At 61.1% G+C, this 10,527-nt stretch carries 9 protein-coding genes, 1 pseudogene and 1 other annotated feature; of the genes and pseudogenes, 4 read left to right on the top strand and 6 right to left on the bottom strand.

The genetic code is table 11. The features are described 5' to 3' along the window. Nucleotides 1-86 precede the first annotated feature (86 nt). The 3 genes from A5766_RS05625 to A5766_RS24315 all read right to left on the bottom strand — a co-directional run bounded on the left by A5766_RS05625 (nucleotide 87) and on the right by A5766_RS24315 (nucleotide 2,743). Nucleotides 87-578 (bottom strand): hypothetical protein, encoded by a 492-nt coding sequence (locus A5766_RS05625; RefSeq protein WP_064903790.1) that lies wholly within the window; start codon nucleotides 576-578, stop codon nucleotides 87-89. Nucleotides 579-891: 313 nt separating this feature from the next. Next, the gene (locus A5766_RS05620) at nucleotides 892-1,230 is read right to left on the bottom strand and encodes a hypothetical protein (RefSeq protein ID WP_064903788.1); all 339 of its coding nucleotides are present in this window, start codon (nucleotides 1,228-1,230) and stop codon (nucleotides 892-894) included. Between the two features lie 1,345 nt (nucleotides 1,231-2,575). Further along, entirely contained in the window at nucleotides 2,576-2,743 is a 168-nt protein-coding gene (locus A5766_RS24315; protein WP_156527377.1) for a hypothetical protein, read from the bottom strand. Between the two features lie 285 nt (nucleotides 2,744-3,028). Here A5766_RS24315 and A5766_RS05615 point away from each other — a divergent pair, with 285 nt between their 5' ends. Together A5766_RS05615 and A5766_RS05610 are read left to right on the top strand one after the other, a co-directional pair. Further along, nucleotides 3,029-3,607 (top strand): hypothetical protein, encoded by a 579-nt coding sequence (locus tag A5766_RS05615; protein ID WP_156527376.1) that lies wholly within the window; start codon nucleotides 3,029-3,031, stop codon nucleotides 3,605-3,607. A gap of 154 nt (nucleotides 3,608-3,761) precedes the next feature. Beyond that, nucleotides 3,762-4,115, top strand: a complete 354-nt coding sequence (locus A5766_RS05610; RefSeq protein WP_156527375.1) for a hypothetical protein — start codon at nucleotides 3,762-3,764, stop codon at nucleotides 4,113-4,115. Between the two features lie 485 nt (nucleotides 4,116-4,600). Here A5766_RS05610 and A5766_RS23770 read toward each other — a convergent pair whose 3' ends face one another. Both A5766_RS23770 and A5766_RS23765 read right to left on the bottom strand, forming a co-directional pair. Next, on the bottom strand, nucleotides 4,601-5,107 hold the full coding sequence (locus A5766_RS23770; protein ID WP_197501350.1) for a type IV toxin-antitoxin system AbiEi family antitoxin domain-containing protein: 507 nt from the start codon (nucleotides 5,105-5,107) through the stop codon (nucleotides 4,601-4,603). Nucleotides 5,108-5,701: 594 nt separating this feature from the next. Next, a pseudogene (locus A5766_RS23765) lies at nucleotides 5,702-6,869 on the bottom strand (IS3 family transposase). Further along, nucleotides 6,565-6,666 (bottom strand) — a sequence feature (AL1L pseudoknot). (Overlaps the previous pseudogene by 102 nt.) A 72-nt stretch (nucleotides 6,870-6,941) precedes the next feature. On the opposite strand from A5766_RS23765, the gene A5766_RS05580 reads away from it, so the two are divergent. Both A5766_RS05580 and A5766_RS05575 read left to right on the top strand, forming a co-directional pair. Continuing rightward, a protein-coding gene (locus tag A5766_RS05580) for an IS3 family transposase (RefSeq protein ID WP_156527374.1) occupies nucleotides 6,942-8,197 on the top strand; the annotation gives its coding sequence in 2 pieces (ribosomal slippage) (nucleotides 6,942-7,215 and nucleotides 7,215-8,197; 1,257 coding nt in all). Between the two features lie 106 nt (nucleotides 8,198-8,303). Further along, complete coding sequence (locus A5766_RS05575) at nucleotides 8,304-8,636, top strand: hypothetical protein (RefSeq protein WP_156527373.1); 333 nt, start codon at nucleotides 8,304-8,306, stop codon at nucleotides 8,634-8,636. A gap of 75 nt (nucleotides 8,637-8,711) precedes the next feature. On the opposite strand, the gene A5766_RS05570 is transcribed toward A5766_RS05575, so the two are convergent. Then, nucleotides 8,712-9,395 (bottom strand): hypothetical protein, encoded by a 684-nt coding sequence (locus A5766_RS05570; RefSeq protein WP_156527372.1) that lies wholly within the window; start codon nucleotides 9,393-9,395, stop codon nucleotides 8,712-8,714. Between the last annotated feature and the right edge of the window lie 1,132 nt (nucleotides 9,396-10,527).

Below are 10,527 nucleotides of genomic sequence, written 5' to 3'. Positions count from 1 at the left end.
TGGGCACAGCTGGCATCCTTCCAGGCCGCCCGGCAGGGCAAGCCAGATCAGATGTCACCTACTCGTGCACCAGCCCCTCGGGTCGTCTATCGGAGGGGGTCGTCGGGTCCGCGACCGGTGAGCGAGCCTATCGGGATCGACATAGCGTGAATGGGTGTGATCCAGTTCGCGGCGCCGTCGACAAGCGCCGGCTTGAACAGGGCGCCACCTTCCGACGGCCACTGCACATAGCTGTACCCGGCAAGTTCGTCCTGGACAGTCTCAGCAGCCCACACGATGCACTGCGCAGCACTCGCGTCGAGTGTAAAACCGCTTCCAACAAGGAAACCGACAATCGAATTCTCACGAGGCGCACTGTCGGTGTGCAAGCCGATCGAGATCCAATACTCGGCATTGAGCTCGATCCGCCACACCAGGCGATCAACGTCAATCTCGGTACCGACGCGTAAGACGTGCAGATCATGAGTAACCGCTTGAAGCGCTGTTGCCCACTGCGAGGGAAGATCGGCTGGCATCTCGGACTGCGCGATCGGGATCTGCCAGCCGATGCTGTCAGAAGAGGAGCACCAATCAAACATCGTCTTATCGTGTCACCACCCATGAGGTTCGGGCCGCGCACCACGCGCTTGCCAGGGCCAGGTCCCCGTCCACACTTCATGGCGCACACTCGAGGCCGGGCCTCGCCACCTACGGGCTCACGGTATGGGAACCGACGACATCCTGAATCCTCGAGCACTCGTAGTCGGACCGATGGGTGAGGGGCCGAGCGGCCAGCACCCGACAGTGACAGCGGTGGTGTTCCGTTCCACCTGGCCTTCTCTCCACCTGGTGGTTCGTCGTCTCGTAGGCGGCATCCCACATCAACCCACCCCGGTGTCATTGGTGTCGGTGCTAGTGATCCCACAGGTGTGTGTCGAGACTGACGATATTCATGACAATCACCGCGCAGAGAAGCACGAAAGTCAGAAGCCAGCCGACTGTGAATGCACGAAGTCGGCGAACAGCCCCGAGCAACAGCGCGGCGATCGCGGGAATAGCGACAACAGCACACCAGAAGGCGACATAGCCAGCAGGTAGGTCGTGGGCTGGATAAATCGTGGGCTTGGGGATACCGGCGACGTAGTACAGCCTCATGCCCAGGCAAGCAATGAGAAAGGCACTGGTGAAGCCCGCAAGAGCACCCCACCCCACACGCCATCGGACCGGATGAGACTCCTGTTCCGATTGCATACCAGGACCAGCCACTTCCGCTTTCTACTCGACTGGCCCGCCACCGTAGCTACGGTACGGCCTCACAACGTCGTCGTCTGACCCACGGGAAACCGAAAGCTGAACGTTCGCCACGCCAAGTCGTCCAATCCCTAAGGACGGCCGCCGACTGGAGCACAACGCACCAACAACTGTTCGGCCGCGATCGACGACTCCTGCCGAGATCGGCAGGGTAGTCAGCGCGGCATGGATACTCACGATCGCGGCGGCAAGGTTAGTGCTATCTAGCATCGTCGCGGCCGATGGCGAGCGCCGGTCGAGCAGGTCGAGGTCGGTAAACGAATCGGAATACCCACCATCGCACCTATCCCGATCGGTAACGCGAACTTTCCCGCCCACGAAAGTCCGTATCCGGGTCGCGCTGCAAACGGGTCGGACGAAGATCCGTGACCACTACTAAGCCACGATCAGAAGGTTGTCATCTGTACTAGAAGCATAGATTACCGTTGCCAAGTACGAGCGATACCACGGAAAACGAACGACAGGAGTTTCAATGGCTGATAGACCCGGGAACGAAAGACCAGCACTTGTTCCCTTGACCGTAGATCTGGTTACTCGCAATCGTTTGACTTCGATTTGTGCCTTCGCCGACAATTTCCTACGAAAGAAAACATGGACGTCTACGGCTTTGGGCGACCAGGAATCGATGGTCAAATCGACCATGTGCTATTTAGCATGGCATCTTCCGACGGGGCTACAATGACCAATATCTCCTCCGCCACAACCGGCGGACTGCAGCACCTTCGCAGTACAGGGGGGCGACTCGAGGGAGAAGTCTCCTTCCGCGCCAGTCGGCTGCCGAGTCCGGGAATCACGTCATTCGAACTCTCTTGGCCAGCTCTTGGATTAGAGAGAACGGTACGTCGAGTAGACACATCGATTATCAGAGACTGCAGTCTACATTCTCTCGAGCTATGGCCAGAGCCATCAATTACGGCAACTGAAGCATGAACCAAGCACGGCCGCCACATCACGATCAGTTCCCCACTCCTCGAAACGGTTGTGAGAGTCAGTGTCCGGTCCCGCGCGCTGCCAGCGGCGCACATCCCCGTTATGTCGAGAACCCTGAACCCCGCATATCCGCGTTTCTGTGGAGAACCGGAGATCTGTGGATGAGCAGCACCCAACCGGCAGACGGTGCCGACTCGGGTTGTCCTTTCAACCGGGGACCTCCGTCGAGGATCGGATTCGGTGACTTTGTCGAGTCGCGTCTGTCGGCCGTGACGTGTCTGGTTATGGTGCGAAGGTGACTGGTGTTCCGACGTGGGATGAACTGCTCGAGCTGAACCGTGCGACCGTCGGCCGATCAATCCACGCCGTTGCGCATGATGCTGGCAACACGTTTCACGGCTGGACGTTGCAGCGAATCTGGTTCGCGCCCCAGGATCGATGGCGAGTTGAAGACGCTGATGGGGCGGTGCAGCGGGTCAAGGATGATCAGTTCGCCTACCGTCGTCTGGACGGCCGCATGCACCGGCACAGGGCACGACCGTGGGCCCCCGGTGATCTCGTCTATCCACGACTAGAACCACCGAATGAGATGCTGGTGGCCCACCGACGATGGCCGGCCCCGCCACCTCCGAGTCGACGACCGACTGAACCTCCCGCCACGCCTGCCGACGTCAGCGCCACAGACACAACGTTCGTCCCGGTCACCGGAAACAGCACAGCGCCCCCAGCCATGCTCGCGGCATTCGAGCCCTCGGGCCCGGCCGAGAAAGCAATAGTGCGGGGTCGGGCGGGATGGACAGTCGCGTGCATGATGCCGACAGTGTCGCAGCATCCGGTAGCCGTGACATTGACATTCGACGCCGAAACGGGCGTGGTCATCGGCCGGAACGTCGGCCAACGATACAACACGACTGAACTGTCAGACGTGGTGCTCGACGAACCCTTCGACCCTGCTTTGTTCAGGTGGACTGGCGACTACATCGATGCAGATGCCATCGACGCACAGCGACGCGCACAATACGCCGCCCATCAGTCGATGCTCGAGCAGATTCCTACTTGCACGCCTACAGCGTGGCCACGCCCAGAACTGGAGACAGACGTCCGAGAAGGCGACCCCGACAGCTGGGCACTTCGCGTAGCCCTCTACGACCTAACCGGTTTCGACGGAGAGATCACGCGGTGGCGACGCGGCACGCCTCGGCCGTTCCCGGCGGCAACTGAGCGCTACCCTCACACGCACTTGTGGTCAGACCACTACTGGGACTACGCATTAGACACCAACCAGCCAGTTCCCGACTCAGAGGCGTACCTCATCGAACGGTCCACCCCTGTCGTAGTCCCACCAGACACGGCACCGGGCAACCCGAAACACAACAGCCACGCCTAGTCGAGTAGTAGCGAAATAGCTTGCGCAGATCGTGTTCTCACAGAACGAGATGTGCGCAATCATGGCCACTCTCTCGGTTGGCTCGACTCAGACCCGCAGGGAGGTCACGCCGAACGATGACAGACGCCCTCAAGCGAACTGTCACGGTCACATAATGAATGAACCCGATCAACTCGCAACGGTGACGGCGGTGGAGATTCCATCGAGATTGCCGGGCGTGACGGCATGGATTACGCCCATCGCGGTATTGCCATCGGGTATTGCGTCCGGCGTCATCGCTGAAATGCAGCAGCGCGAAGTTCGGTACCACCCGTCGGTGCAGGCATTGGTGAGTGGGCGCGCAATAGCTGTCGGTGGTAGTACGTCAGCGTCGACGAAGCGATCCATGTCCGAGTTTTTCCTCAAGATCGACCGTAAGGATTTCGACGGCGCGGAGTTGACGATCTTCGAAGCGGACGGCTACGACGGCCAGCGGCAACCTGTCCATACCCTGGCCGTCAGTGCGTAACACAGCCACCGACTGCGCAGTACGCTCACCACCGGTCGGTCGCACGTTCTCCGCCTTCACCGCTCATCCGTCAGCGACGAGATCTCACCAGCAGGCCGGCCGAGGATGGCGTTGACCGACCCGACACAGGGGACAGGGCTACCGCCGACGAGTGTCTGAGGCAACGCCCGCGGATACAGACGAACGGGAATGGCCACTCGGCGGAAGCCGCGTGCGGACCTCAGCACAGGCCTGCCGCGAATCCGGTGGTCACCTGAACGAGCGCAGCCAGAAGATGATGTGACCGTCATGAAAGGTAAGAGCGACCAGGGCGATCACCGCGGTCCAGAAGCCGCTATCCAGCCGACGTCGGGGGTGCCGAATCCGCCGAGACTAGCTGGTGCAGGAGGTCCTCGCCATCGCCGGGTCGGCGACCCCACTGATGCACGGCCGCCTCGCAGAAAGCGATAGCCTTGTCGTGATGGATATAGCCGAGCGTAAGGCATTCAGAGACTACGGAACCGATGTGCGCACCGTCGCCTCCGAGCCGCAGAAGGTCGCGGACAGTGCGGGAGGGGGGTCACTGGCAGACCTTCCACCACATGCCAGTCGCGTTCTTTCTCACCGATAGCGCCGCGATAAGTTCGAACAGCATTGCTGGGCACGTTGATCCGTTGCGGTGCAGTCAATTTCAGCTTATCTGCAGTGATGACTCCCAGGTTTTGCAGTTGTGCGGCCGCAGCGTGGCTGACCACGCAGTCAGGGTGCTCACGTCGCCGCTCGACCGGCTCGCCCGGCCGCAGCGCCAACCACTGTGCCGCCCAGTCACCGAAGCTCGACCACTCCTCTGATCCCGCCAGCTCGTAGACCTCGTGATGCACCCGAATGAGCTCTCCGCGCTCAGTTGCTCGAGCGAGTGCCTGTTCACTGATCCCTGCCGCCCTGGCCTGCACCGCTGTGACCAGACCCCACTGCCCGGCACTAAGATCCGCAATACGGTGCCGCAGTTCCATCCAGCAACGATAGCGCCCCCGACGGGGCGGGGCCGCTAGGCTCAGTACCCGGTCGAACTCGTGCCGTGGCGGCAGGATACTTGTCATTCGAGACTTGGTGGGACATCGGCTGATCCGGCAAACGCCACTTGCCGACGGGCGGGGAGACCGACGTAGGAGTCAGCTCTGCTCGCAGTGACGTGTGAAGTGGTGCGGCGTCACCGGTCGACTGTGCACCTAGCGTTGCCTCTCGAGCGTGCGCTTTAACGTGTTGGGGTAGCTATCGGTCAGCGCTATGTCGGGCCGGGCGGAGCTTGAGGCCCTCGGCCATGTTCCCCCAGCCGAGTAGGAGGCCACCTTGACCGGAGCGTCACGCCCCTGTGAGCCAGCCCTCGCACTCACATGGCAACAAACCTGGGGTACTTCACACGCCCCGTGCAGTTCGGCATCAGCGGGGTGGGTGCGAGCTGCTAAGCAGAGTCCCGTGGTACGCACGGCTAGTGTGGATGAGGTGGCGAATGACGATAGTACGAGCGGTCACTCAGTGGCCGGTCGTGTGTGGTCGTTGCGGTCGATTCTTCCCGAACTCGTGTTGAAGTACCCCAGGTTTAGTTCCTATGTGGGTGCGAGGGCCGGATCGGTGGTCTCGCGTACTTGTGAGGCACCGGTCAGGGTGGCCTCGTGCTCGGCTGGGGTGCGGTAGTCGAGAGCTTCATGCAGGCGCTCGTTGTTGTACCACCACACGTATTCCAGGGTGGCGAGTTCGACCTGTTCGACGGTGCGCCACGGCCGTCGGCGATAGATCAGCTCGGTCTTGTAGCTGGCGTTCACGCTTTCGGCGAGGGCGTTGTCGTAGGAGTCCCCGACGGTCCCTACTGACGGTGTGACGCCCAATTCGATAAGTCTGTCGGTGTAGGCCAGGGATAGATAGTTCGATCCGTGGTCGGAATGGTGGGTCAACCCGGATAGATCGGTATTCTGTTGCCACACAGCATGATTGAATGCCTGCAATGGTAGGTCTTCGGTACGCATCGACGCCGCAACATGCCAGCCTTTGATCATGCGGGTGCACGCATCGGTGACGAATGCTGTGTAGGCGAATCCTTGCCACGTCCGCACGTAGGTGATGTCGACCACCCACAGCGAATTCGGCTGTGTCGCAGCAAAATCACGTTTCACCAGATCCGCAGGTTTGGTAGCTTCGGGGTCGGGGCGGGTGGTGAACGCTTTCTGCGCACGTTGCACCCCACGCACCCCGGCCTGACGCATCAACCGACGGGTTTGCTCACGCCCCACCTGGTGGCCGGCGCGACGCAGCGCGTGATGCATCTTGAGGACCCGTACACGCTGTAGTTGTCGGCGTGAACGGTTTTGATGACCTCCACTAGCTGCACGTCACGCCGTGCACGCGCTGATGCCACACGGGATTTCGCGGCCCGATACCCGCGCGAGGTGAGGAAGACCACGCCCGCCGCACGCAGGGTACGGCAGATGAACTCGACCCCGAACTGATCACGACACTGGTCGATGAAGGTGATCATTTCGTCGTGGTCCGGTCGAGTTCCGACGCGAAAAACGCCGACGCCGACTTCAACAGTTCGTTGGTCCGTTTGAGCTCGGCATGCTCCTCGCTCGTCGTGCCCGGCCGCTGCCCGGCATCGACCTGGGCCCTACGACGCCATCGGCGCAGGGTTTCCTCAGCGATCTGCTGCTTGGATGCGATCTGACGGATCGCTTCGAACTCCGAGAGCTCAGCATCGGCCTCCAACGCTGTCTCCAACATGCGCACAGATTTCTGCCGGAATGAACCGTCCCGGGTTTGATGCCGCTTCCTTCTTTGAGGAGGATGCAGATCATGCCCAAGCGTTACCCGGTCGAGCAGCGTGAGCGAGCCGTGAAGATGGTCCTCGACCATCTCGGCGAGTATCGGTCTGTCTATGCGGCCTGCCAGGTGATCGGGCCGAAACTTGGAATCGGGCCTGAATCGTTGCGTGTGTGGGTCCGACAGGCCCAGGTCGATGCCGAGCAGGCACCCGGCGTCACGACCGCCGAGCATCAGCGGATCAAGGACCTCGAACGCGAGGTACGAGACTTGAAGGAAGCCAACGAGATCTTGAAGGCGGCCTCGATTTTCTTCGCGAGGGAGCTCGACCCTCGCCACCGCTGATCTGCCAGTTCATCGATCGGATGCGTGCATCAGGACACAGGGTCGAGTCGATCTGCGCCGTGCTCACCGAGCGCGGCGTCAAGGTCGCCCCACGCACGTACCGGAACTGGCGAACCTCGCCACCGTCGCAGCGCACGGTCACCGACGCCCACCTCACGAACGCTCTGCTCGCTTCGGTCGGCACCGCCGAGAGCCTCTATGGGCGCCGCAAGATGGTGGCGCATCTGCGCAATCAGGGCCACGAGGTCGGCAAGCACACAGTGGACCGATTGATGCGCGATGAGGGGCTGTCCGGGGTAGTTCGCGGGCGCCGGCACCGAACCACTATCCCCGCTGGACGTAACGCCGCACGGGCACCTGACCTGCTTGATCGTGACTTCACCGCGCAGGCCCCGAACCGCAAGTGGGTTACCGACTTCACCTACTGCCGGACATGGTCGGGGTTTGTGTACGTGGCATTTGTGATCGACTGCTTCTCGAGAGCGATCGTCGGCTGGCACGCGGCGACGGTCAAAGACACCGCCCTGGTCACCACGGCGCTGACAATGGCGCTGTGGCGACGTGACCACAGTGGGCACCCCGTCGGCGAGGGTCTGATCCACCACAGCGACGCCGGCAGTCAGTACACCTCGATCTCCTTCTCGGAAACCCTTGTCCTGGAAGGAATCGCGGCCTCGATCGGAAGCATCGGCGACGCATACGACAACGCGTTGGCAGAGTCCACGATCGGGTTGTTCAAGGCCGAGGCAATCGCGAAGGGAAACCCCTTCCATACCGGGCCGTTCAAGACCGTCGACGATGTCGAGTTCGCCGCCATGGAGTGGGTCGATTGGTTCAACGCCAGCCGCCTCCACAGCCGCCTCGGATACCTCAGTCCCGACGCGTTCGAGGCAACCCACTACGCTCAACAATCGACTTCCCAACCGGAAATGTCACAAACATAGGAGCGGCACTAAAACCGGGACGATTCAGAACTCCGGCGTGTACTGACGTGGCATAGCTCCATCCTCCTATAGAAGTCGGAACTAAACCTGGAGTACTTCAGTGTTCATGCTGGGGTTTCTGATCGGTCCGGTGGTCGGCTTCACGATGCTCGACTGGGCGCCAAAGGCTTTTCGTGATGCCTTCAACATCATGACGCCACCACCAGTCAGTCCGAGTCTTGAGTCGCCGACCGCGGCCTACTACGCATCGTGGTTTGCGCCTGTCGGCATGGTCATCGTGATTAGCGTGCTTCTGGCATGGCAATGGGGTCGGCTAGGCCCGCGATGGAAGTGGCTCCGGTCGTTGTTCATCGGATTTTCGATCGGCTACATCGGCCTGGTGGCGCTGTGTGGGCCTATCTGGATCAGCTGCGAGCTCGGTGGGTGCGCCCCAACGTGATGAGGTGGTGATCGGCCAGCGTCATGTCAGGCCAGGGCGGGGGAACGCACGGCAGCGTATGACGCGAGTGGAACGTCACCGTCGGCTGGAATTGAGTGTGTCAGAGTTGCTTGTGATGTCGGCCGTCGGTGACATGCCCCAGGCCTCTAGCGACCTATTGGTCACCAGGTCATCGCCGGCGGCCAAGGGGCAGGCAACGAACGCGGAATCGAAGTCGAAATGCGTAGCCACACACCATGTTCGGTCGGCCGGCCACCACAAGTTCGGACGCAGCCCTCGCAGGGTGTCCGCGGCTCGGCTGAGTGAGCCATGAAGCAACAAGTAGTTCAGCCCTCCGATCCCTGAAAGGGGATAACTGTTGGCGAGATCAGCAATCGCCGTGTTTCCCTCCCAAACGGCAAAGAAGCAACTATCCGGTTGTTGTGTGTAGGACGCGAGCGCTTCGGCGATCGACATGATCAGATCGTCTGCGACTTCATTGACCCGGGGAGGCCCGAAGGTCCACGCTTGACGGCGTGGAGGAACAGAACCCGTCAGCGACTCCCACTGCATGTCGGCATGCGCGATTCCTCCAGCGGCACGGGCCGCGTCCGCCCATCTGACCGGCTGTACATGGGAGGCGTCGATCTCGAGTTCGGCAGGATAGAGGATGCGCACGTAACTGTCGAAAATCGGCGGAAGCAGTGAAGCCAGACTGGATCGTTTCGACGGATCGATTGTCTGCGAAAGCCATGCGGCCGAATCGATGTCGTCCCACACGTCACGAGTACTCCACATGCCCATTCTGGTTAAACCTGTTCGCGTTCGTGGTCAAAGCTTCGTCTGCTGCACGTCAAGCCTCTCACGCTCCACACGGTAATCGGACACTGCACGACGAGGACGTCGTTTCGTGCGGTAGAGGGCAATGCGCGACGCGACACGCATGCCTTCGTTCATTAGAAGATGTCGTTGCGGCGTCCGACCTCGACAGCGGCCCGTCCACTCGATGAAGTCACTGTTGCCACGCTTGAGCTCGACTCGCACCATCAGCCCGGCGAGATGCAACCGCTATCGAGTACCCGCCTGGAGGGCGGGACAGACCTGGGGCGATTCAGCCAGGGACTCGTCGAGGCTATGGCTCGTTTCTGGCTGCTGCTCAGCTCCACGGGCGCACCCGGGGACTGTCTCCCGGGGCGGCCATGTTTACGTACCCTCTGCGATCACATACAACTGCGCTGTCGAGCCATAGTCGACCACGGCAATCGCTTCCGCACCCATGGAGACTCTTTCGCCCGCAGGCATGTTGTCGTTGCGGGTCACCGATGCCCTCTCGACTCCAGCACACTGCAGTCCGATCTTCTGGAGCGACGGACTCGCAAGGAGAGGACTCGTACAGTCAATGTTGTGCGCTTTACCCAGTCCACCCTTCTCGTTCAGCGCCGCTACAACCGCAGCGGCTGAGCTATGTGCGTCGAAACGCATGTAATACGACGTACTACCCACAAAGCCTGGCGGATACCCGACGCCTGCGACGAATGTAAGCCCGTCTGGAATGTCGACTCCCAGCGAGGACAAGGCCGACCGAGCCTGGTCCTCGTCTAGGTCGTGCGGGCCGAGGTCGGTTGAGTCGAACGCTCCACACCCAGAAAGGACCAGTACGGCCCCAAAAAATGGACCGAGAAGTCGACGTGCCTGCATTCCATCCAAGGTAACGGTCCGAATGGCATCCACCAACCAGACCACGTGACCGACATCGACCCCGCACCAAACTGCGCCAAGCCCGCTCGGGCACCGACGACACGATCACGGTCTCGGAAGACACCGCGTTCGGATTCCTAGTGTCCTGAGTCATTAATTGTCATTCGGTTGTTAGGCTAGGGAATGGCAACCCGGGGTCCGCGAGCAGTGGATA

The sequence above is a fragment of the Gordonia sp. 852002-51296_SCH5728562-b genome (assembly GCF_001665475.1).
In the GTDB taxonomy this organism is placed as follows: Bacteria; Actinomycetota; Actinomycetes; order Mycobacteriales; family Mycobacteriaceae; genus Gordonia; species Gordonia sputi.
This window is presented reverse-complemented; position numbering and strand designations above follow the sequence as displayed.